The sequence below is a fragment of the Ensifer sp. LC384 genome (genome assembly GCF_001695865.1).
In the GTDB taxonomy this organism is placed as follows: Bacteria; Pseudomonadota; Alphaproteobacteria; order Rhizobiales; family Rhizobiaceae; genus Ensifer.
The window spans coordinates 1-20,999 of the sequence record NZ_MBST01000011.1 but is presented as its reverse complement, the minus strand read 5'-3'; the positions used below and the strand labels follow the sequence as shown (position 1 = coordinate 20,999).

Annotated in this window: 21 protein-coding genes and 1 pseudogene; 17 read left to right on the top strand and 5 right to left on the bottom strand. The window is 63.2% G+C overall.

Annotation, left to right across the window (positions count from 1 at the left end):
* Positions 1 to 78: 78 nt before the first annotated feature.
* Positions 79 to 816 carry a Crp/Fnr family transcriptional regulator gene (locus BC363_RS11285; protein ID WP_065783354.1) on the bottom strand — a complete coding sequence of 246 codons (738 nt, stop codon included), beginning with the start codon at positions 814 to 816 and terminating at the stop codon, positions 79 to 81.
* Positions 817 to 1,300: 484 nt separating this feature from the next.
* On the opposite strand from BC363_RS11285, the gene hemN reads away from it, so the two are divergent.
* The 8 genes from hemN (at position 1,301) to BC363_RS11245 (ending at position 9,217) form a co-directional block, all read left to right on the top strand.
* Complete coding sequence (gene hemN, locus BC363_RS11280) at positions 1,301 to 2,650, top strand: oxygen-independent coproporphyrinogen III oxidase (protein WP_065783466.1); 1,350 nt, start codon at positions 1,301 to 1,303, stop codon at positions 2,648 to 2,650.
* A 104-nt stretch (positions 2,651 to 2,754) separates the two neighbouring features.
* Positions 2,755 to 3,039, top strand: a complete 285-nt coding sequence (locus BC363_RS11275; RefSeq protein WP_139109848.1) for an acyl carrier protein — start codon at positions 2,755 to 2,757, stop codon at positions 3,037 to 3,039.
* Positions 3,040 to 3,155: 116 nt separating this feature from the next.
* Positions 3,156 to 3,641, top strand: coding sequence for a 3-hydroxyacyl-ACP dehydratase FabZ family protein (locus BC363_RS11270; protein ID WP_065783353.1), 486 nt, complete (start codon positions 3,156 to 3,158; stop codon positions 3,639 to 3,641).
* Positions 3,642 to 3,643: 2 nt separating this feature from the next.
* Positions 3,644 to 4,846, top strand: coding sequence for a beta-ketoacyl-ACP synthase (locus tag BC363_RS11265; protein ID WP_065783352.1), 1,203 nt, complete (start codon positions 3,644 to 3,646; stop codon positions 4,844 to 4,846).
* Between the two features lie 12 nt (positions 4,847 to 4,858).
* Positions 4,859 to 6,142, top strand: coding sequence for a beta-ketoacyl-ACP synthase (locus BC363_RS11260; RefSeq protein WP_065783351.1), 1,284 nt, complete (start codon positions 4,859 to 4,861; stop codon positions 6,140 to 6,142).
* Between the two features lie 54 nt (positions 6,143 to 6,196).
* Positions 6,197 to 7,225: a zinc-binding dehydrogenase gene (locus tag BC363_RS11255; RefSeq protein WP_065783350.1), complete on the top strand. Its 1,029-nt coding sequence runs from the start codon at positions 6,197 to 6,199 to the stop codon at positions 7,223 to 7,225.
* Positions 7,226 to 7,236: 11 nt separating this feature from the next.
* On the top strand, positions 7,237 to 8,166 hold the full coding sequence (locus BC363_RS11250) for a lipid A biosynthesis lauroyl acyltransferase (protein WP_065783464.1): 930 nt from the start codon (positions 7,237 to 7,239) through the stop codon (positions 8,164 to 8,166).
* 340 nt (positions 8,167 to 8,506) lie between these two features.
* The gene (locus tag BC363_RS11245) at positions 8,507 to 9,217 is read left to right on the top strand and encodes a PAS domain-containing protein (RefSeq protein ID WP_065783349.1); all 711 of its coding nucleotides are present in this window, start codon (positions 8,507 to 8,509) and stop codon (positions 9,215 to 9,217) included.
* Positions 9,218 to 9,274: 57 nt separating this feature from the next.
* Here the strand turns inward: BC363_RS11245 and BC363_RS11240 are convergent, their stop codons facing one another.
* Positions 9,275 to 9,934 (bottom strand): hemerythrin domain-containing protein, encoded by a 660-nt coding sequence (locus BC363_RS11240; protein WP_348272165.1) that lies wholly within the window; start codon positions 9,932 to 9,934, stop codon positions 9,275 to 9,277.
* 55 nt (positions 9,935 to 9,989) lie between these two features.
* Here BC363_RS11240 and ccoN point away from each other — a divergent pair, with 55 nt between their 5' ends.
* The 4 genes and pseudogenes from ccoN to ccoP all read left to right on the top strand — a co-directional run bounded on the left by ccoN (position 9,990) and on the right by ccoP (position 13,472).
* Positions 9,990 to 11,612: a cytochrome-c oxidase, cbb3-type subunit I gene (ccoN, locus tag BC363_RS11235; protein ID WP_065783347.1), complete on the top strand. Its 1,623-nt coding sequence runs from the start codon at positions 9,990 to 9,992 to the stop codon at positions 11,610 to 11,612.
* Positions 11,613 to 11,625: 13 nt separating this feature from the next.
* Positions 11,626 to 12,357 (top strand): cytochrome-c oxidase, cbb3-type subunit II, encoded by a 732-nt coding sequence (ccoO, locus tag BC363_RS11230; RefSeq protein WP_065783346.1) that lies wholly within the window; start codon positions 11,626 to 11,628, stop codon positions 12,355 to 12,357.
* 14 nt (positions 12,358 to 12,371) lie between these two features.
* A pseudogene (locus BC363_RS35905) lies at positions 12,372 to 12,521 on the top strand (cbb3-type cytochrome c oxidase subunit 3); the annotation flags it as partial.
* Positions 12,522 to 12,608: 87 nt separating this feature from the next.
* On the top strand, positions 12,609 to 13,472 hold the full coding sequence (gene ccoP, locus BC363_RS11220; protein ID WP_065783345.1) for a cytochrome-c oxidase, cbb3-type subunit III: 864 nt from the start codon (positions 12,609 to 12,611) through the stop codon (positions 13,470 to 13,472).
* 283 nt (positions 13,473 to 13,755) lie between these two features.
* Here ccoP and BC363_RS11215 read toward each other — a convergent pair whose 3' ends face one another.
* The 3 genes from BC363_RS11215 to BC363_RS11205 form a co-directional block, all read right to left on the bottom strand.
* Positions 13,756 to 14,109, bottom strand: a complete 354-nt coding sequence (locus BC363_RS11215; RefSeq protein ID WP_065783344.1) for a VOC family protein — start codon at positions 14,107 to 14,109, stop codon at positions 13,756 to 13,758.
* Positions 14,102 to 14,524: a polyketide cyclase gene (locus BC363_RS11210; protein ID WP_065783463.1), complete on the bottom strand. Its 423-nt coding sequence runs from the start codon at positions 14,522 to 14,524 to the stop codon at positions 14,102 to 14,104. Before BC363_RS11210 ends, BC363_RS11215 begins: the two co-directional genes overlap by 8 nt.
* A gap of 80 nt (positions 14,525 to 14,604) precedes the next feature.
* Positions 14,605 to 15,390 carry a helix-turn-helix domain-containing protein gene (locus tag BC363_RS11205; RefSeq protein WP_083223490.1) on the bottom strand — a complete coding sequence of 262 codons (786 nt, stop codon included), beginning with the start codon at positions 15,388 to 15,390 and terminating at the stop codon, positions 14,605 to 14,607.
* 432 nt (positions 15,391 to 15,822) lie between these two features.
* Between BC363_RS11205 and ccoG the strand changes: the two genes are divergently transcribed.
* From ccoG to BC363_RS11180, 5 genes are all read left to right on the top strand, one after another.
* Entirely contained in the window at positions 15,823 to 17,397 is a 1,575-nt protein-coding gene (gene ccoG / locus BC363_RS11200) for a cytochrome c oxidase accessory protein CcoG (RefSeq protein WP_065783342.1), read from the top strand.
* On the top strand, positions 17,394 to 17,891 hold the full coding sequence (locus tag BC363_RS11195; RefSeq protein WP_065783341.1) for a FixH family protein: 498 nt from the start codon (positions 17,394 to 17,396) through the stop codon (positions 17,889 to 17,891). Before ccoG ends, BC363_RS11195 begins: the two co-directional genes overlap by 4 nt.
* A complete protein-coding gene (locus tag BC363_RS11190; RefSeq protein WP_065783340.1) occupies positions 17,888 to 20,179 on the top strand; it encodes a cation-translocating P-type ATPase in 2,292 nt (763 codons plus the stop codon). Before BC363_RS11195 ends, BC363_RS11190 begins: the two co-directional genes overlap by 4 nt.
* Entirely contained in the window at positions 20,176 to 20,334 is a 159-nt protein-coding gene (gene ccoS / locus BC363_RS11185; RefSeq protein ID WP_025427340.1) for a cbb3-type cytochrome oxidase assembly protein CcoS, read from the top strand. Before BC363_RS11190 ends, ccoS begins: the two co-directional genes overlap by 4 nt.
* Positions 20,335 to 20,514: 180 nt before the next feature.
* On the top strand, positions 20,515 to 20,999 hold a 485-nt coding region (locus BC363_RS11180; RefSeq protein ID WP_161952451.1), incomplete at its 3' end, for an NAD(P)-binding domain-containing protein.

Genomic DNA, 20,999 nt, shown 5'->3' with positions numbered 1-20,999 from the left:
GAGATAGAGCGTTTCTGCGACTGCGTTAAACCGGAAACGCGCTGAGGCCCCGAACGTTGAGGCCCCGAACGCTGGGGCTCAATCGATGCCGGCGACGTGGATCAGCCGGTCCATGCTGGGCACGGTGACGCGGCGGCTGCTTTCGATGCGGATGACATTGTCCTTGCGCAGCTTGGTGATCTGCCTGCTGACGGTCTCGATCGTCAGGCCGAGATAATCGGCGATGTCGGCGCGCGACAGCGGCAGGTCGAACTCCGTCGCCGTGCCGTTTTCCGGATCGATGTGGGTGGCGATGATATAGAGAAAACTCGCCACCTTTTCCTGCGCGGTCTTGCGGCCGAGCGTCAGCATCCAGTCGCGCGCTTCGTCCAGTTCCTTCAGCGCCTGTTCGTGCAGGCGGTGTTCAAGCCCCGGCGCCTCGGCGACGAGCCGCTCGATGACATTGCGTGGGAACGAACAGATGTCGGTGTCGATCGCCGCTTCCGCGGTCAGCGCGCTTTCGCGCGTGAAGGGCCGCCCCATGAAATCGGGCGCGAACTGCAGGCCGACGATCTGCTGGCGCCCGTCGGCAAGAACCTTGCTGAGCTTGACGACGCCGCTGATGATGTTGGCATAGCTGTCCGAAATTTCGCCCTGTCCGACGACCTCGCGGCCGGGCTCGACGCGGCGGCGGGTCGAATGTCGGCTAAGGTCGAGAAGCTGGTCGGGGGTCAGCGTGCCGCAAACGCCGCCATGGCGCGCTTCGCAGGCAGCGCAGACGGCCGGAACGTCCGAATTGTGGATATCCTTGCGGCGTTGTTCGGTCACGATCTGCAAATCTTTCTTCCCTGCATCGGGTTTGTCTTGGGGACCAAAGAGGATGCGGGCGGTTAAATCAAGAGTTGACAGGTGCTAATTCCGGAAGCGCGAAACAATGTCTCATGTTGAATTGAGCATTGTCAATTTCAGAGCCTCGGATGGTTGTTCGTATCCATTCTGCCGGAAGGATTTTTGACCCTGGCTGCGATTTTCGTCGAAGAGCATATCCGACGATACGGTCGAGACGGAAATCGCAGCCAGGATCAAAAAGCATCCGGCCCTAAAGGGTTGGCTGAAACCGGCCGCCCACTTTGTCGGATGGCTTGACCGATGCGTGGGCATCGCTCTGCGCCACCCTTCGCGTGGAGCGGCCGGTTTGAGCCAACAGGATGGATGCGAACAACCATCCGAGACTCTGACGTGTTAATTCGGCGACTTGATCAAAATCAAAGGCGTCCTTTGCCATCCGTCCTATGCCTTGGCCATCGTGACGGAGAGACCGATGAACGACGCTCTGATCCTGAAATATGCGAGCCCCGTGCCGCGCTATACCAGCTATCCCACCGCGCCGCATTTCTCGGAAGCGGTCGGCCGTGCCGAATACCAGTCCTGGCTTGAGGCCATCGGACCGGGTGAGGCGCTGTCGCTTTACGCCCATGTGCCCTATTGCGACCGGCTGTGCTGGTTCTGTGCCTGTCACACCAAGCAGACGCTGCGCTACGAGCCGGTGGCGAGCTACCTGAACGGGCTGCATCGCGAGATCGCGTCGATCGGCGGGCGGGTGAACGGCCAAGCGAAGGTCACGGCGCTGCATCTGGGTGGCGGATCGCCGACATTGCTCAGGCCGGATGATCTGATTGCGCTCAAGCGGGCCTTCAGCAGTCATTTCGAGTTTTCCGGTGACTGCGAAATCAGCGTCGAGATGGATCCGAATGACCTCGACGAGGCGCGGCACGATGCGCTGGCAGCGATCGGCATGACGCGGGCGAGTTTCGGCGTCCAGGATTTTGACCCCGTCGTGCAGAAGGCGATCAACCGCATCCAGACCTACGAGCAGACGCGCGACGCGATCGAGGCTTCGCGGGCGCGCGGCGTGCGTTCGGTCAATTGCGATGTGCTCTACGGCTTGCCCTATCAGAGCCTGTCGTCGCTGGAGGCCACCATCGACGCCGTGCTGTCGCTTTCGCCCGATCGTATCGCGCTCTTCGGCTATGCTCATGTGCCGTGGATGAAGAAACACCAGTCGATGATATCAGGCGAAAGCCTGCCCGGCATCGTCGAACGCTTTGCCCAGATGAGCCGCGCGGCCGAAATGCTTGTTGCCGCCGGATACGAGGCGATCGGCATCGACCATTTCGCCAAGCCCGGCGACAGTCTGGCCATTGCCAGCCGGGAAGGGCGCCTGCGCCGGAATTTCCAGGGCTATACCAGCGATGCCGCCGAAACCCTGATCGGCCTCGGCGCTTCGGCGATCGGCCAGTTCCGTCAAGGCTACGTCCAGAACATGCCGGCAACCGGCGAATATCTGCGCCAGGTGGAGAACGCGGGTCTGGCGGCGGTGCGCGGCTATAGGCTGACGCCCGACGATCGTCTGCGGGCGCGGGTGATCGCGTCGATCATGTGCGACTTCGCTTTCTCCTTCTCACGAATCAAGGCGGAGTTTCCGGATCTCGCCGGGGCCGTCGTCGAGGAGGCAAAGCTCTTGCGTGCACGGGATGTCGACGGGCTGACGACGATCGAGGATGGCGTCTTCAGCCTTACCGAACGCGGCCGGCCATTTGCCCGGTCGGTGGCGGCGATTTTCGACGCTCATCTTCAATCGGGACGCGGGCGCCATTCGGTCGCCGTTTAGCAACACCGCTTTTCAAATCGCAGTGGTTGCTATCAAGGCCATTGGCTTTTGCGGCGCATTTACCTATAGGATCGCCGAGACTCGGAATAAAATAATAAAGAGGTATGCGCGTGACAGCTACATTCGACAAGGTTGCCGACATCATCGCGGAAACGAGCGAGATCGATCGCGAGACGATTACGCAGGAAAGCCACACGATCGACGATCTCGGCATCGACAGCCTGGACTTCCTCGACATCGTCTTTGCGATCGACAAGGAATTCGGCATCAAGATTCCGCTGGAACAGTGGACGCAGCAGGTCAACGAAGGCAAGGTTTCGACCGAAGAATACTTCGTTCTCAAGAACCTCTGTGCCAAGATCGATGAGCTGCGGGCTGCCAAGGCCTGATTGAGGCCAAGGTTCAAGCCTTTTCACTCGATTTCCAATGCCGCCGGTCGCGCCCCGCGCTTGACAGGCGGCATTGGCGTTTTTACTTGAGCCCGAAACCAACGGGGTGAGCCTCCATGCTCCTTGAATACTTCCAGATGATCGATCGTGTCGAAACGGTCGATCTTTCGGCTGGCCGGCTGACGGCGCGATCCGTCGTTCCCGAAAAGAGCCCGGTATTCGAGGGCCACTTCCCAGGTTATCCGCTGGTGCCGGGCGTGCTTCTGATCGAGACGATGGCGCAGGCTTCGGGATTTCTCGTGCTGGCCGCGACCAATTTCGCGGCGATGCCATTTCTGATGTCGGTCGATGGCGCCAAGATGCGGACCTTCGTCGAGCCTTCGGCGGAACTCGATATCGAAGCCTTTCTCGAACACGATGGCTCCGGTTTCGCCGTCACCAAGGCGAAGATCACGTCTGCGGGCAAGAAGGTCTGCGACGCACAATTGAAACTCAGAACGATGCCGTTCGATCAGGTGCCGCTCGGCGATATCGTGCGCAAGCGCGCCGACGAGGTGGGCCTGATGGCGGCACTTGCGGCGGACGCCGCTTCGGAGAAGTGAAGATGAGCAAATCCGCAAACGACGTGGTCATCACCGGCGTCGGTATCGTCACGAGCCAGGGTGTCGGTGTCGAGCCGCATGTCGTGCTTTTGAGCGCGGCCGAGACGCCGGCGACGCGCGTCGAGACCGAAAAGTTCAAGCCCTATCCGGTGCATCCGCTGCCGGAGATCGACTGGTCGCAGCAGATCGCCAAGCGTGGCGACCAGCGCCAGATGGAAAACTGGCAGCGCCTCGGTGTGTTCGCAGCCGGCCTGGCGCTCGATGATGCCGGCCTCAAGGACAATCTCGACGCCTGCGGCAGCATGGACATGATCGTGGCGGCCGGCGGCGGCGAGCGCGACATCAATGTCGATTCGCTGATCGTCGACGAGGCGCTGAAGCGCAACGACCGCGAGCAGGTGCTGAACGAGAAGCTGACCACCGAACTGCGCCCGACGCTGTTCCTGGCCCAGCTTTCCAACCTTCTCGCCGGCAATATCTCGATCGTGCACAAGGTTACGGGGTCTTCGCGCACCTTCATGGGCGAAGAGGCGGCCGGCATCTCGGCGATCGAGACGGCTTTCTTCCGCATCAAGGCGGGACAATCGACACACACGCTGGTGGGCGGCGCGTTTTCGGCCGAGCGCCTGGACATCATGCTTATGATCGAGGCGATCCAGGGGCAGGCAACCGGCGACTGGCACCCGATCTGGTCGCGCAAGCGGCAGGACGGCGGCGGCATGATCCTTGGTTCGGTCGGCGCCTTCCTGGTGCTGGAATCGCGTGAATATGCCGAAGCGCGCGGCGCCCGTATCTATGCGACCATCGACGCGATCGGCAGCGACCGCGGCAGCCGCACCGACGGCAAGCTGGAAGCGCGCCTTGCGGACCTGGCAAAACCGGCCGAAAAGCTCGATCCGGCACAGACGGTGGTCTTCTCCGGTACGTCAGGTCTCCATGACCTCGTCGGCAGCGAAAAGGCGTTTCTGGACGCAAAGCTCGCGAACGCGCCGGTTCGCGCCTATGGTGGCCTCGTCGGCCACAGCATCGAAGCACAGTTTCCGGCGGGCCTGGCGCTTGCCGCGCTCACGCTCGGCCACGGCGCCAAGGTTCCCGCCTTTGATGCAAGCTTCGAAAAGCCGATGACGGCTGCCGCCAGGACGGCGGTCGTGACGACCATCGGTCATTCACGCGGCGAAGGCGTCGCGGTCCTTTCGGCCGAATAAGAGGAACGATTGATGAGCAACGCTTACAAGGATCATCTCGGCCGTCCGATTGTCGCCGTCACCGGCATGGGCGTCATCACCTCGCTCGGCCAGGGTCTCGAAGACAACTGGGCAGCGCTGACCGGCGGCGTCTCCGGCATCCACAAGATCACCCGTTTCCCGACCGAAGGCCTGAACACGCGCATTTCAGGCATGGTCGATTTCATCGAGATCCCGGCGGCGAACTCTGTCGAGCGTTCCTATGCCATGGCGCGCGAGACGACGCTCGAGGCGCTGGCGCAGGCGGGCCTCTCCGGCGATTTCAACGGCCCGCTGTTTCTCGCAGCCCCGCCGATCGAGCCGGAATGGAGCGCGCGCTTCGAACTTGCCGATCGGTCGCCGCCGTCCACCCAGCCGGGCGACGCCTACAATCGCTTTCTTGCCGCGATGCGCGAGAAGGCCGATCCGGTGTTCCATGAAGCCGTGCTCTTCGGCGCGATCTCCGAACGGCTTGCCGATCGCTTCGGCACCCGCGGCCTGCCGGTGACGCTGTCGACGGCCTGCGCCTCGGGCGCAACCGCGATCCAGCTCGGCGTCGAGGCCATTCGCCAGGGCCGCACCGATCGCGCCCTGACGGTTGCGACCGACGGTTCGGTCAGCGCCGAAGCGCTCATCCGCTTTGCGCTCCTGTCGGCACTGTCGACCCAGAACGACCCGCCGGAGAAGGCTTCCAAGCCCTTCACCAAGGACCGTGACGGCTTCGTCATCGCCGAAGGTGCAGCAACTCTGGTGCTGGAGTCGCTTGAGGCCGCTGTTGCCCGTGGCGCCCGCGTCTACGGCATCCTGAAGGGTTGCGGCGAGAAGGCCGATCTCTTCCATCGCACCCGGTCCTCGCCCGATGGCGGCCCGGCGATCGCGACGATCCGCGCGGCGCTTGCCGACGCCGGCATCGACGAAGGCGGCATCGGCTATATCAACGCTCATGGCACCTCGACGCCGGAAAACGACAAGATGGAATATCTGTCGATGTCGGCCGTCTTCGGCGAGCATCTGCCGTCGATCCCGGTCTCGTCGAACAAGTCGATGATCGGCCACACCCTGACGGCCGCAGGCGCGGTCGAGGCGGTGTTCTCGATCCAGACGATGCTCACCGGCACCTTGCCGCCGACGATCAACTACCAGAATCCCGACCCGGCCATCGTGCTCGACGTCGTGCCGAACGTGAAGCGCAGCCAGCAGGTTTCTGCCGTGCTGTCGAACTCCTTCGGCTTCGGCGGACAGAACGCCAGCCTTGTCATGACCGCCGAGCCGGCCTAAGCCGGCGGTCCGAAACTTCAGACGAAATGATGCCGACAAGGCAGAGGAAAGATCATGCGCGCCCTGCAACTGCTCGATGACCGCAAGCTCGAAATCACCGACGTTCCCGAGCCGGAAGCGCCCGGCCCGGGTGAAGTGACGCTCCGGGTCAAGGCCGTGGCACTCAACCACATCGATGTGTGGGGTTGGCGCGGCATGGCCTTCGCCAAGCGCAAGATGCCGCTTGTCATCGGCGCCGAGGCGGCCGGTGTCGTCGAAAGCATCGGTCCTGGTGTGGCGAGCGTCCTTCCGGGCCAGCTCGTGTCGATCTACGGTGCGCGCACCTGCGGCCTCTGCCGCCCGTGCCGCGAAGGCCGCGACAATCTCTGCGAACATGTCGGCGGCGTGCACGGCTTCCACCTCGACGGCTTCGCGCAGGAGAAGATCAATCTTCCCGCCCGCCTGCTGGTTCCGGCCCCCCCCGGTATCGATGCCGTCGCAGCGGCGCTTGCGCCCGTCACCTTCGGAACGGTCGAGCACATGCTGTTCGACAACGCCAAGCTCGAACCCGGCGAAACCATTCTCGTTCATGCCGGCGGTTCCGGCATCGGCTCGGCGGCGATCCAGCTTGCCAAGAAGATCGGCTGCACGGTCATCACCACCGTCGGCTCGGACGACAAGATCGAGAAGGCGAAGGCGCTTGGCGCCGACCACGTCATCAACTACCGCACCGACCGCTTCGAAGGCGTCGTGCGCAAGCTCACCAAGAAGAAGGGCGTCGACGTCGTGTTCGAGCACGTCGGCAAGGACACCTGGGCCGGTTCCATGCTCTGCATGAAGCGGGGAGGCCGCCTGGTCACCTGCGGCTCGACCTCCGGCGTGTCGACCGACATGAACCTGATGATGCTGTTCCAGCAGCAGCTGAAGCTGCTCGGCTCCTTCGGCTGCCGCATGGAGAACATGGCCAACGCCATGCAGAAGATGGCGCGGGGCCTGGTGCATCCGGTGATCGACACTGAAGTCGGCTTCGACGAGATTGACAGGGCTCTGGAGCGGATGGAATCGCGCCAGATCTTCGGCAAGATCATCCTGAAGATGGATTGATCCAGGTGCGCATGCTGATCACACGGCTGGTTCTGGCGGCGGATCATTTCCGGCAGTGGCTGATAGCGCAACTCGTCTTCCTGCTTCTGACGATCCTGAAACTGTTTCCGGCCGATGGCGCCATCCGCTTCATGGATCGCGTCGCGCGCTTCATCGGCCCGAAGACCGGCCGACACAAGCTGACGCTGACCAATCTGCGCAACGCCTTTCCCGAAAAGAGCGAGGCCGAGATCGAAGCGATCGCCATGGAGAGCTGGGGCAATATGGGCCGCATGGCGGCCGAATATGTCTTTCTCGACCGGCTGTTCGATTTCGATCCCGAGGCGACCGCGCCCGGTCGCGTCGAAGTTTCGGGCGTCCCGCTCTTTCTCGAGCTGCGCGACAATCCACGGCCCTTCATCGTCTTTACCGCCCATAGCGGCAATTTCGAGATGCTGCCGGTCGCAGGCTCCGCCTTCGGGCTTGAGGTAACGGTGCTCTTCCGCCCGCCGAACAACCCTTACGTCGCCGAGAAGGTCTTCGAGTTCCGCAAGGAGCGCATGGGCAACCTCGTGCCGTCGCATGCGGGTTCGTCCTTTGCTCTCGCGCGCCAGCTCGAGCGCGGCAACGGCGTCGGCGTCCTGGTCGACCAGAAGTTCCGCAAGGGCCTGAAGACCAAGTTCTTCGGGCAGGACGTGCAGACCAATCCGCTGCTCGCCAAACTCGTGCGCCAGTTTAATTGCGAGGTCTATCCCGCCCGCTGCATCCGGCTGCCCGGTGGCCGTTTCCGGCTGGAGCTGGAGCCGGCGATCGACATCCCGCGCAAGCCCGATGGCGCCGTCGACGTCAATGCTACCGCCCAGGTTCTCAACGACAAGGTCGAGAGCTGGGTCAGGGAATATCCCGGGCAGTGGCTGTGGTATCACGACCGCTGGCACATCAAGCGCCACCTGAAAGACTGATTCTCTTCGGACCCGAAAAGGGCGTTGCCGCCATAGAGCGGCAGCGCCCTTTTTGTGCTTTCCTCCCGCATTTCCCTGAGAAAATCGTCGCCTTTGCGCGGCTGAAAGCGCTTCGAAACCGCAAGCTTCCCTTTCTGATGTTGAACGGGGCGGCAATGAGTGTAAACTCATCGTTGTATCGTGGGGGCAAACTGCAAGCGCTTTGGGTGACCAAAGTCACGTGGTTTTCGCGAGAGATGTGGGGGGAGCCGTCAAAACCTGGATCAGCGTCTACACCATCAAAGCCTGTCATTTAAGTGCATCGGCGCGGCCTCGGCCGTGGGGGAATTGGGGTTTCGAATTGAACGCACTGATTGAGCTGTTCTGGTTCAAGTATTCACAATTGCAGTATGCTGTCCGTACAGCAGACGAGCATCTGATCGGACTTCTGGATCGTGAACTCGATCCTATTCTGAAGTCGGTCTATGACGAGAAGGCCGTCAGTGTCGAAGATGCCCGCCTTCAGTTCCAGTTTCTGATCGATATTCTGCGCGTCGAGGCCGACGACATTTCCTGCGTGCTGCGCCATTCACAGCTTTTGCAGTCGCTGATCAATCGCTATTTCGCAGCTACGGGCGCGGTCAACGCTGCCGAGTTGCGATTGGAGCGTACGCCTGCCTTGCCGCATAAGGGACGGGCGGATGAGGGCCTGCTCAACGAGGCGATCCTCGACAGTTTCCCGGACCGCATCGCCGTGATCACGCCGGACTATCGGTATCTCTATACCAATCCGCTCAATGCCAACCATCTCGAAAGCCGCCCGATGGACCTCATCGGCCGGCATATCGTCGAGTTCATCGGCATCCAGCGCTTCGAACTGCGCGTGAAGAGCTATCTCGACCGCTGTTTTGCCGGCGAGGTGGTCGACTATACCTTCGCCAAGACCGTTGACGGACGAACCGTCGTGGTGCGCTGCCGGCTGACGCCCTGCATGTCGAGCAGCGGCAAGCTCATCGGCGCGATCCTGGTGATCCAGGAGCATGCGGACAGGCGCCGGGCCATCGCCGCCTGAACCTCTGTCGCTTGCATCGCAATACCGAAACGGCGGCCCTTTCGAGCCGCCGTTGGTTCAATTGATGTCCGCGCCGGTGATGTCCGGACTGGCCGGAAGCAACGTGCGAAGACATTCCTGCTCGAAGCCGATGTGCCGCCGCAGATTGGTGAAGAAGCCGCGCAGCATGTAGCCGGCGGTCTCCGCATTGACGCTCTCGTCGGCGGCGCCGAGCTTCACCAGCAACTCCGTCAGCTCCTCGGCGAAGCACTCGTCCTCGCAATGCTCGTATTTGAGACGCGCGAGCGTGGCTTCGATCGACGGGTCGTCGCCGAAGTTCTGCTCGACCCAACGGAACACCGCGCTCTCTTCGCCCGAATGCAGTTCGCGTATCAGCGGCTCCAGCATCTTGGCGGCATAGGCGCATTTCTGCCGGTCGATTTCCGCCGGCAGGCTGTCGGCGATTTCCTCCAGGCTGTTGCAGAGGGCGAGCTGTTCCTGATGCGCGCGCGCCAGCCAGGCCCGCGGCTCGCCGATCGGGGCAGGGCGAGATCGCAAACCCGTCCAGACCCGGATCATTCCACTATCATTTGTTCTCTTCATGCTGTTCCGACGCCAGCTCCTATGGCGCTCCCTCATTGTTTCCTGAGGGTGACGCAAGTCGGCGCCGCCGGCCTTGATCTGAATCAAGGTGAGGGCATCCCGATTCTGACAGGTTCCGCCAAGCTGCGCTGGCATGCCGCCTTTAGGCGTGTGCACACGTCTGCATCAGGACAAAGTTGGGGACCCAACCATGAAATACACTTTCGAGACGATCCTGCTCGGGGTCGGTGCTTTCCTGGCGCTTCTAGGCGCCGGATTTGCACAGGACCGGCAGTTCGAAGCCCATATGTGGGTGCTGTTCTTCGTGCTGCTCGGCGGCACCATCGTTTTGTTGCGGCGCCTCGATTTCAGCCCGGCATCCGCCGGCAAGGCGGCCGCACCGAGGTCGGAATACTCCGACGACGTGGTGAAGTATGGCGTCATCGCCACCGTCTTCTGGGGCGTTGTCGGCTTCCTCGTGGGCGTCGTGGTTGCGCTCCAACTGGCCTTTCCGGACCTCAACATCGAGCCTTGGTTCAACTTTGGCCGCATGCGGCCGCTGCACACCTCGGCGGTGATCTTCGCCTTCGGTGGCAACGCCCTGATCGCGACCTCGTTCTACATCGTCCAGCGCACCAGCCGTGCCCGCCTGTTCGGCGGCAATCTCGCCTGGTTCGTGTTCTGGGGCTACCAGCTCTTCATCGTCATGGCCGCCACCGGCTATCTCCTCGGGATCACCCAGTCGAAGGAATATGCGGAGCCTGAGTGGTATGTCGACCTGTGGCTGACGATCGTCTGGGTCGCCTATCTCGCCGTGTTCCTCGGCACGCTGCTCGTGCGCAAGGAGCCGCACATCTACGTGGCGAACTGGTTCTATCTGGCCTTCATCGTCACCATCGCGATGCTGCACATCGTCAACAACCTGGCGGTCCCGGTGTCGTTCCTGGGCTCCAAGAGCTACTCGGCCTTCGCCGGCGTCCAGGACGCGCTGACGCAATGGTGGTACGGCCATAACGCCGTCGGCTTCTTCCTGACGGCTGGCTTCCTCGGCATGATGTATTACTTCATTCCCAAGCAGGCCAACCGCCCGGTCTATTCCTACCGCCTGTCGATCATCCACTTCTGGTCGCTGATCTTCATGTATATCTGGGCCGGTCCGCACCACCTGCACTATACGGCGCTGCCTGACTGGGCGCAGACGCTCGGCATGGTCTTCTCCATCATGCTGTGGATGCCGTCCTGGGGCGGCATGATCAACGGCCTCATGACGCTCTCGGGCGCCTGGGACAAGATCCGTACCGACCCGATCATCCGCATGATGGTCATGGCCGTCGCCTTCTACGGCATGGCGACCTTCGAAGGCCCGATGATGTCGATCAAGACGGTCAACTCGCTCAGCCACTACACGGACTGGACGATCGGCCACGTGCATTCGGGTGCGCTCGGCTGGAACGGCCTGATCACCTTCGGCGCCATCTACTACCTCACGCCGAAGCTGTGGAACCGCGAGCGGCTCTATAGCGTGCGTATGGTCAACTGGCACTTCTGGCTCGCCACGCTCGGCATCGTCGTCTACGCCGCCGTCATGTGGGTTGCCGGTATCCAGCAGGGCCTGATGTGGCGCGAATACGACGACCAGGGTTTCCTCGTCTATTCCTTCGCGGAATCGGTCGCGGCCATGCTGCCCTACTACGTGCTGCGTGCACTGGGCGGTGCCCTGTTCCTCGCCGGCGCCCTGCTCATGGCCTTCAACGTAACAATGACCATCCTCGGCCGCGTGCGTGACGAAGCTCCGATCTTCGGTGCGACGCCCGCGCTCAAGGCTGCGGAATAGGAGGGCATAGACCATGTCCATTCTCGACAAACACGCCACCCTGGAACGCAACGCAACGCTGCTGCTCGTCGGCTCGCTCCTCGTCGTCTCGATCGGCGGCATCGTCGAAATCGCGCCGCTGTTCTATCTCGAAAACACCATCGAGAAGGTCGAAGGCATGCGGCCCTATTCGCCGCTGGAACTCGCCGGCCGCGACATCTACGTGCGTGAAGGTTGCTACGTCTGTCACAGCCAGATGATCCGGCCGTTCCGCGACGAGGTGGAGCGCTACGGTCACTATTCGCTGGCGGCGGAATCCATGTACGACCATCCGTTCCAGTGGGGCTCGAAGCGCACCGGGCCGGATCTCGCCCGCGTCGGCGACCGCTACTCCAACGAGTGGCACGTGCAGCACATGATCGAGCCGCGCTCGGTGGTGCCGGAATCGGTGATGCCGAGCTATGCGTTCCTCAAGTCGACGCCGCTCGACGTCAGGAACGTTGCGGCATTGCTGAAGGCCAACAGGGCCGTCGGCGTGCCCTATTCGGACGAGATGGTCGAGAACGCCGCCGCCGACATCAAGGCACAGGCCGATCCGAATGCGGACACGTCGGGCGTCGAAGGCCGCTATCCCAAGGCCAAGCTCGGCGATTTCGACGGCGATCCGCAGAAGCTGACGGAGATGGATGCGCTCGTCGCCTATCTCCAGATGCTCGGCACGCTGGTCGACTTCTCCACCTATGACGACACCACGGGCTATCGCTAAAGGAGGGCACGGACATGGAAACCTACACGGCCATGCGCCAGTTCGCCGACAGCTGGGCGCTGCTCGGCATGGTGCTTTTCTTCCTGGGCGTCGTCGCCTTCATCTTCCGGCCCGGCGCCAAGAAGGCCGCCGATCGGGCCGCAGCCATCCCCTTCGATCACGACGTGATCGACACTCAGAAATCAGAGCGGCATGCGGGCGGAAAACCGCTGCACACTTTCCCTCATGCCGTTCGTAAGGAGGATTGATCCATGGCGGACAAACATGTCGACGAGATCAGCGGCGTCGAAACAACCGGCCACGAATGGGACGGGATCCGCGAGCTCAACAACCCGATGCCGCGCTGGTGGGTCTATACCTTCTACGCCACCATCGTCTGGGCGATCGGCTATATGGTCGTCTATCCCGCCGTGCCGTTGTTGACGGATGCGACCAAGGGCGTGATCGGCTACTCCAGCCGCGCTGAGCTTAGCGCGGAGCTTGCCGATGCGAAGACGACGCAGGCCGGCAATCTGGAGAAGATCGCCGCGAGCTCGCTCGACCAGATCATCGCCGATCCGCAGCTTCACCAGTTCGCGGTTGCGGCAGGCGCTTCTGCCTTCAAGGTCAACTGTGCCCAGTGCCACGGTTCGGGTGCTGCCGGTTCGGCCGGCTTCCCCAACCTCAATGACGACGACTGGCTCTGGGGCGGCAAGCCTGAGGAGATCTACCAGACGGTGGCGCACGGCATCCGTTACACCGGCGACGACGACACGCGCGTCTCCGAAATGCCGTCCTTTGCCGAGATCCTGAAGCCGGAAGAGATCAAGCAGACGGCGGCTTACGTCGTCAGCCTGGCCGGCACGCCTTCGGATGCGGCGCTGGTCGAGCCGGGCAAGGCGCTGTTCGAGACCAATTGCGCCTCGTGCCACGGCGCCGATGCCAAGGGTAATCGCGAGTTCGGCTCGCCTGACCTGGCGGACGCGCTCTGGCTCAACGGCGACAGCGAGCAGGCGATCATCGCGCAGATGAAGGCGCCCAAGCACGGCGTCATGCCGGCCTGGCTGCCACGCCTCGGCGACACCACGGTCAAGCAACTGGCCGTATTCGTGCATTCGCTCGGTGGCGGCGAGTAACACTCAAGGGGTGGGTGGGCACCGAGGGCTGCCCCTCATCCGCCTGCCGGCACCTTCTCCCCGCAGGGCGGGGAGAAGGCCGCAAGCTCGACCCGCCCCGCCAATCATCAAGGGAGATGCCGGACGATGGCGTTGCGCCCAGCGTCTCTCTCCCCGCTTACGGGGAGAGATGTCCGGCAGGACGGTGACGGGCGCGCCCGCGAAACGCGTTAATTGCGAATTTCTGGTTGAGTCATGGAGCCGCGTCGAAAGACGCGGCCTTTGTCATTCCAGCCTTGTTTCGTTACTGTGCCGACCAGGCCGCCAGCTCGTATCCGTCAGGGTCTGCGAAGTGAAAACGGCGGCCGCCGGGGAAGGAGAAGATCGGCTTGACGATCTTGCCGCCCGCCTTTTCGACGCGGGCCTGTGTATCTTCCAGGTTGTCGGCATAGATGATGATCAACGGCCCGCCAGTTCTGACCGGGCCCGTTGTGGTGAAGCCGCCGGTCAGCCTTCCGTCCTGGAACTCGCAGTATTCAGGACCGTAATCCGTGAAGGTCCAGCCGAAGGCGGCGCCATAGAACGCCTTGCTGGCGGCGATGTCGGAGACGTTGAACTCGACATAGTCGATGCGGCGATCGTTGCCCTTGTTACCCATGATGTGTCCTGTCGCTTTCCGATTCCAAGATTGATTTCAGTGTGGCGAGATCCTTTGCCACCCATTCGGCATCGCCGGCGAATTGCCCGTCGCTCACGTCGGGTTGCCGCAGCAACGTGAACATCACCTCGGCGCCATCGCCGTTCGGCACGACGCGCAAGGCGTTTTGCACCTTCGCGCCGTTTTCGAGCGTCACCAGATGGTCGACGACGCCGAAGGCATTGTCAGGGGCAAAGCGCACACGCGCATTGCCGAGCGGTCCGGGAGCGATCCATTCCTCGCCGTCGCGCGTCAGGCCGGACGACAGGCCCGATGCCCAGAGCGGCATGTTTTCCGGCTTGGCCGTGAAGGCATAGACTTCGTGCCAGTCGCGCTCGATCGAGATGTGGACGATTTTCGCTGCTAGTGTCGTCATGCGTTCCATCGCTTTGCGTTTGCTGTTGAAGTCAACGGGATAGCACTGCACGGCGTCGCCGTCTTGAACGAAACGGCCAGCTAGCCCGCGAGTTGACGCTGGATTTCGCGCGGCGAGAGCGAGGTCAGCGCTCTAGTCTCGCGTGTGAGATGCGCCTGATCGGCGTATCCGCACTCGAGCGCCAGTGCCGTCAGGCTTGCCCCGGCCTGCGCATGGCAGGCAGCGAGAAAACGCTGCAGGCGAAGGACGCGATCGAGCGTCTTGGCGCCATAGCCGAAGTGCTCGTGGCAACGGCGGCGAAGCGTTCGTTCGCTTGTGTCGGTGGTCTGAGCGAGCGAGCGGATTGGGTTGTCCGACGCGGAGCGGCCGTGTCGGAGAAGGTCGAGGCACGCGGCGATCTCGCCTGGCGGGGCTGCTACCATCGGGATCCGGCGTTTCACCACTTCGGCGAGGATGGCGCTGCGCGCTGAAGTATCCGCAGCCTCGGTCATCCGTGCGTCGAGATCCCGAGCGTCCCGTCCCCATAGGTCGTCGAGAGGGACGATCGTACCGGTTATCTGTGAAAGCCGCGTGCGCAGCCAGCAGGCGGCGATGCCGGGTCGAAATCTCAGCCCGATCAGGGTTTCGCCGGAGCCGATCACGGGGAAGGCGGCCACTCGGTCCGGTCCGGCAACTGCAAGTCCACTGTGCGACCAGATGATGTCGACGCAGCCATCCGGGACCACGGCCATGCGCGACGCTTGCCCCTCGGGCATGACATGGCTCCAAAGGCACTCCACATGGGCCGCAAGCGACGCTGGAGCCGGCCGCTCACGATAGGTGCCGCGCCGCTTGGCGAGCGTCAGAGGTTCAAGCGAGCCGTGCATGTTTTTTCCTTCGTCGCCTACTGCATGTTTCCTTAAATCGCATTCGATTTAAGGATAAAAACATGCAGCAATTCAAAGTGCTACAGCGACCTTTGCGCGTCTGATAAGACGCGCGGCGCTGTAGACGGCCGGTTTGCCATGGCAAGACTGCCGTTCGCCCGTTTCCTCACGGTACTGGACCGGAGGAGGATGGCAAAGGGGCTGGCCGCTGTCACGGTTCCTCGAAGGCGCCGCGACGGGGGCGGCGGCATCTCCGCAGGGCCCTGGATTCCCAGAAACTGCGATCGTCATCGGGGTCGTGCGGCACGAGGCCCGGGCGTTTCGACGCATGCGGCGGCATTAGCGCGCAAACTTGACACAGATCAACGTTTCCCGCGGCCAAATCGGGCAAAACATCGGCCAATACGCGATACATTCGGGGACTTCCCACACATGCAGCCTCAATCCGCCACAAACGCCCCCATCGTCGAACGCCACGAGGCCGAGGCGGTCAACGCGGCACATGTGCGCAAGCCGCTTTACGAAAAGCGCAAGAAGATCTTCCCGAAGCGGGCCGAGGGACGATTCCGCCAGTTCAAATGGCTGGTGATGCTGGTGACGCTCGGCATCTATTATCTCACGCCATGGATCCGCTGGGACCGCGGCGAACATGCGCCCGACCAGGCCGTGCTCGTCGATATCGCCGCCCGCCGGTTCTATTTCTTCTTCATCGAGATCTGGCCGCAGGAATTCTTCTTCGTGGCCGGGCTTCTGGTCATGGCGGGCTTCGGGCTTTTCCTCGTCACATCCGCCGTCGGGCGCGCCTGGTGCGGCTACACCTGTCCGCAGACCGTCTGGGTCGATCTCTTCCTCGTCGTCGAACGCTTCATCGAGGGTGACCGCAACGCGCGCATGAAGCTGGACGCCGGGCCGTGGACACTGAACAAGGTGGGCAAGAGGGTCGTCAAGCACTCGATCTGGATCCTGATCGGCATTGCCACCGGCGGCGCCTGGATCTTCTATTTTGCCGACGCGCCGGCATTGCTGAAGAGCTTCATATCGCTCGAGGCTCCGGCGATCGCCTATATGACCGTCGCGATCCTGACAGCCACGACCTATGTCTTCGGCGGGCTGATGCGCGAACAGGCCTGCACCTATATGTGCCCGTGGCCGCGCATCCAGGCGGCGATGCTCGACGAGAATTCGCTCGTCGTCACCTATAACGACTGGCGCGGCGAGCCGCGTTCGCGCCACCAGAAGAAGGCCGCAGCGGCCGGGGAGACCGTTGGCGATTGCGTCGATTGCAATGCCTGCGTCGTCGTCTGTCCGATGGGCATCGACATCCGCGACGGTCAGCAGCTCGAATGCATTACCTGTGCGCTCTGTATCGACGCCTGCGACAACGTCATGGACAAGCTCGGCCGCGAGCGCGGGCTGATCGCCTATGCGACACTCAGCGACTATGCCGCCAACATGGCGCTTGCCACCGACGGCGGCACGAAGGCGATCGACCCGGCCCGGGTGCGCGATGCCGATGGCACGTTCGTCGACAAGGTCAGGCATTTCAACTGGAAGATCGTCTTCCGTCCGCGCGTGCTCGTCTATCTCGGCGTCTGGACCCTGGTCGGCATCGGCCTGCTCTATGCGCTTTTGGCGCGCGACCGGCTCGAGCTTAACGTGCTGCATGACCGCAACCCGCAATTCGTGCTCGAATCTGATGGATCGGTGCGCAACGGCTACATGGTCAAGCTCTTGAACATGATCCCTGAACAACGCACGGTTATGCTGACCATTGACGGCCTGCCGTCGGCGATGATGCGCATCGCCGGTCAGGCGCCGGGCGACGGCCGCAGCTTCGCCGTCGGCGTCGATCCGGACAAGGTGACGGCGCTGAAGGTGTTCGTGACGCTGCCGAAGGAAAAACTCGGCGAGGCGGAGGACGGCTTTAGCCTGATTGCGGAGGACCCATCGAGCCATGAGCGCGACGTCTACAAGGCCAACTTCAACGCACCGGGAGCCGCGAAATGACCGCTGACCAGGGCAGACAACCCCGTGTCTTCACCGGATGGCACATGCTCGGCGTGATGGTGCTGTTCTTCGGCACCATCATCACCGTCAACCTGATCATGGCCTGGAACGCCAGCCATAGCTGGAGCGGCCTCGTCGTCCAGAACACCTATGTCGCCAGCCAACAGTTCAACGGCAAGGTGAAGGAGGCGCGCGCCTTTGCGGCAAGCGGTCTCGACGGCAAGCTCGACCTGGAGCCGGGCGCGGTGCGTTACACGCTGACACGGCAGGGGAAGGCCGAAACCTCGGCCGACAAGGTCGTTGCCGTGTTCAAGCGTCCGGTCGAGGAGCACGAGGACGTGCGGGTCGAGATGGCGCAGCAGGGCGACGGCGTCTTCGTGGCCGCGACTGACCTCAAGCGCGGCCAATGGATCGCCGATATCACCGCGACGTCGGGCGACAAGGTCGTCTATCGCCAGGCCATCCGCTTCATTGCGCCGGGAGAGCGTCCATGAGCTGCTGCGCTGCCGGCGCCGAGACCGCGCTGGAGATCGAGAGAAGTGGCCAGGGCCTGCCGAGTTCGGAGGAGCTGTGGCTGACCAGCCGCGCGCTCGGCGGCGGCCTTCGCCAGACCGACCTCAGCGTGCCCGGCATCCACTGCGGCGCCTGCATCACCACGATCGAGGCAGCGCTGAAGACGAGGCCGGAGGTGGAGCGTGCCCGCGTCAACCTTTCCTCGCGCCGGGTGTCGATCGTCTGGAAGGAAGATGTCGCTGGCCAGCGCACCGACCCGCGCCAACTGGCGCGCGCGATCCGCGAGCGCGGCTACGAGACGCATCTGTTCGCCCCCGGCGAGGAGGAAGGCGACACGCTGCTGAAGCAGCTGGTGCGCGCCGTTGCCGTCGCCGGCTTTGCCTCCACCAACATCATGCTGCTCTCGGTCTCGGTCTGGTCCGGTGCCGAGGCGGCGACACGCGATCTCTTCCATTGGATTTCGGCGCTGATCGCCGCGCCGACGCTGATCTATGCCGGCCGGTTCTTCTACGCGTCCGCCTGGAATGCGCTGAAGCATGGCCGCACCAACATGGACGTGCCGATCGCTCTGGCGATCACGCTGTCCTACGGCATCTCGCTCTATGAGACGATCACCCACGGCACCCATGCCTGGTTCGACGGCACGGTGATGCTTCTGTTCTTCCTGCTGATCGGCCGCACGCTCGATCACATGATGCGTGGCCGCGCCCGCTCGGCGATCAGCAGCCTGGCGCGCCTGTCGCCACGCGGAGCGATGGTGGTCGATGCGGATGGCGCCCGTGAATACCGGCCGGTCGACGAGATCAAGCCGGGCGAACGGCTGGCGATCGCGGCTGGCGAGCGCATCCCGGTCGACGGGCGGGTCCTCATCGGTTCCAGCGACCTCGACCGCTCGATCGTCAACGGCGAAAGCGCGCCCGCGCCGGTACATATCGGCGATACGGTCGAGGCGGGCACGCTCAATCTCACCGGTCCTTTGACGATCGAGGCGACGGCCGCTGCCCGCGACTCGCTGCTCGCCGAAATCATGGGCCTGATGGAGGCCGCCGAAGGGGGCAGGGCGCGCTATCGCCGCATCGCCGATCGCGCGGCGCAGTATTACTCGCCGGCGGTTCACCTACTGGCGTTCTTGAGCTTCATCGGCTGGATGTTCGTTGACGGCGATTTCCATCATGCGATGCTGGTTGCCGTCGCCGTGCTGATCATCACCTGCCCCTGTGCGCTTGGGCTGGCGGTGCCGGTCGTGCAGGTGATCGCCGCCGGACGGCTCTTCCAGAACGGCGTTATGGTCAAGGACGGCTCGGCCATGGAGCGGTTGGCCGAGATCGACACGGTGCTGTTCGACAAGACGGGCACCCTGACGGTCGGCGAGCCGCGCCTTACCAATGGTGCGGAGATCAGGCCGGATGTGCTGGCAACGGCCGCGGGCCTTGCCGTGCATTCACGCCACCCGCTGGCGATCGCGATCCACGATGCCGCTGCGATCGCGCCGGTACTCTCCGGTGATATCCGCGAAATCCCGGGCGCCGGCATTGAGGCGGCGACGGCAGACGGTGTCTACCGCCTTGGCAGTCGCGCCTTTGCCTGCGGGGACGCCGGTGAGGCGAGCGGCCAGTCGGAGGCGATTCTTTCTCTCGACGGACGCGAGCTTGCCTGCTTCCGCTTTGAAGACCGGCTGCGGCCGCTAGCGCACGAAAGCGTTGAGAGCCTGACCCGCATGGGGTTTGCGACCGGTATTCTCTCGGGCGACCGCGAGCCGGTGGTGTCAGCACTTGCCGGCAGGCTCGGCATTGCCAGCTGGCGTTCCGAGTTGTCGCCGCGCGGCAAGGTTGACGAATGCGCGGCGGCGGCCGAAGGCGGCCACCGCGTGCTGATGGTCGGCGATGGCATCAACGACGCGCCGGCCTTGCGTGCGGCCCATGTGTCGATGGCGCCGGCGACAGCCGCCGATGTCGGCCGGCAGGCCGCCGACTTCGTCTTCCTGCATCAGGGGCTTTCCGCCGTGCCGATGGCGATCGACACGGCGCGCCGGGCCGGCCGGCTGATCCGCCAGAACTTCGCGCTGGCGATCGGCTACAACATCATCGCCGTTCCGATCGCCATTCTGGGCTACGCCACGCCGCTGATTGCAGCGGTCGCCATGTCGACATCGTCGGTGATCGTCGTCGCCAATGCGCTGCGGCTGCGCACGAGGATGGCCAAGACGGAGGCGGCACCGGCCGTGCGACAGACACCGACAGCGCTGGACGCGATCGGAACCGCTTCATGAACACGCTGATCTATCTTATTCCGATCGCATTGTTCTTAGGCGGGCTTGGTCTCGTCGCCTTCCTCTGGGCGCTGAAGAGCGGCCAGTACGAAGACCTCGACGGAGCCTCGTGGCGCGTGCTCGACGATGGCGACGGCAAGCCCGAAAAGGAGTGATTTTCTTAGGAATGGCTTGTCGTTAATCGATTTGAATGCCAAAACAGCCTCCGCCGTCGCATCTCGCGTCCGCCCCTTTCCCGAGGGGTAAAGCGAGGGGGCGAAGTTCAATTCGAGGGGCCGGCTCCCACGCGTTTATCCCGATCGCGTCCGGCTCTCCTGTCCAATGGAGGCAATCACGTGTCACAGGCGGAAATCGGCCTTATCGGTCTCGGCGTCATGGGCTCGAACCTGGCGCTCAACATCGCTGAAAAAGGCAACAAGATCGCGGTGTTCAACCGCACCGTCGAGGCGACGCACAAATTCTACGCGGAAGCCGGCGCGCTTCAGGGCCAGATCGTGCCCTGCGACACGATCGAGGAGTTCGTCGCCGCCATCCGCCCGCCGCGCCCGATCATCATCATGATCAAGGCCGGCGAGCCGGTCGACCAGCAGATGGAAATCCTCAAGCCCTACCTCGCCAAGGGCGACATCATGATCGATGCCGGCAATGCCAACTTCCGCGACACGATGCGCCGCTTCGACGCGCTGAAGGACAGCGGCCTTACCTTCATCGGCATGGGCGTTTCCGGCGGTGAAGAGGGCGCGCGCCACGGCCCGTCGATCATGGTCGGCGGCACGGAAGACTCCTACAGGCGCGTCGAGACGGTGCTGACCTCGATCGC

Excerpts from the sequence above, each read along its gene's own strand:
- hemN (WP_065783466.1), top strand. The coding sequence starts at position 1,301 with ATGAACGACGCTCTGATCCTGAAATATGCGAGCCCCGTGCCGCGCTAT.
- BC363_RS11275 (WP_139109848.1), top strand. The coding sequence starts at position 2,755 with ATGCGCGTGACAGCTACATTCGACAAGGTTGCCGACATCATCGCGGAA.
- BC363_RS11270 (WP_065783353.1), top strand. The coding sequence starts at position 3,156 with ATGCTCCTTGAATACTTCCAGATGATCGATCGTGTCGAAACGGTCGAT.
- BC363_RS11265 (WP_065783352.1), top strand. The coding sequence starts at position 3,644 with ATGAGCAAATCCGCAAACGACGTGGTCATCACCGGCGTCGGTATCGTC.
- BC363_RS11260 (WP_065783351.1), top strand. The coding sequence starts at position 4,859 with ATGAGCAACGCTTACAAGGATCATCTCGGCCGTCCGATTGTCGCCGTC.
- BC363_RS11255 (WP_065783350.1), top strand. The coding sequence starts at position 6,197 with ATGCGCGCCCTGCAACTGCTCGATGACCGCAAGCTCGAAATCACCGAC.
- BC363_RS11250 (WP_065783464.1), top strand. The coding sequence starts at position 7,237 with ATGCTGATCACACGGCTGGTTCTGGCGGCGGATCATTTCCGGCAGTGG.
- BC363_RS11240 (WP_348272165.1), bottom strand. The coding sequence starts at position 9,934 with ATGCCAGCGCAGCTTGGCGGAACCTGTCAGAATCGGGATGCCCTCACC.
- ccoN (WP_065783347.1), top strand. The coding sequence starts at position 9,990 with ATGAAATACACTTTCGAGACGATCCTGCTCGGGGTCGGTGCTTTCCTG.
- ccoO (WP_065783346.1), top strand. The coding sequence starts at position 11,626 with ATGTCCATTCTCGACAAACACGCCACCCTGGAACGCAACGCAACGCTG.
- ccoP (WP_065783345.1), top strand. The coding sequence starts at position 12,609 with ATGGCGGACAAACATGTCGACGAGATCAGCGGCGTCGAAACAACCGGC.
- BC363_RS11215 (WP_065783344.1), bottom strand. The coding sequence starts at position 14,109 with ATGGGTAACAAGGGCAACGATCGCCGCATCGACTATGTCGAGTTCAAC.
- BC363_RS11210 (WP_065783463.1), bottom strand. The coding sequence starts at position 14,524 with ATGACGACACTAGCAGCGAAAATCGTCCACATCTCGATCGAGCGCGAC.
- BC363_RS11205 (WP_083223490.1), bottom strand. The coding sequence starts at position 15,390 with ATGCACGGCTCGCTTGAACCTCTGACGCTCGCCAAGCGGCGCGGCACC.
- ccoG (WP_065783342.1), top strand. The coding sequence starts at position 15,823 with ATGCAGCCTCAATCCGCCACAAACGCCCCCATCGTCGAACGCCACGAG.
- BC363_RS11195 (WP_065783341.1), top strand. The coding sequence starts at position 17,394 with ATGACCGCTGACCAGGGCAGACAACCCCGTGTCTTCACCGGATGGCAC.
- BC363_RS11190 (WP_065783340.1), top strand. The coding sequence starts at position 17,888 with ATGAGCTGCTGCGCTGCCGGCGCCGAGACCGCGCTGGAGATCGAGAGA.
- ccoS (WP_025427340.1), top strand. The coding sequence starts at position 20,176 with ATGAACACGCTGATCTATCTTATTCCGATCGCATTGTTCTTAGGCGGG.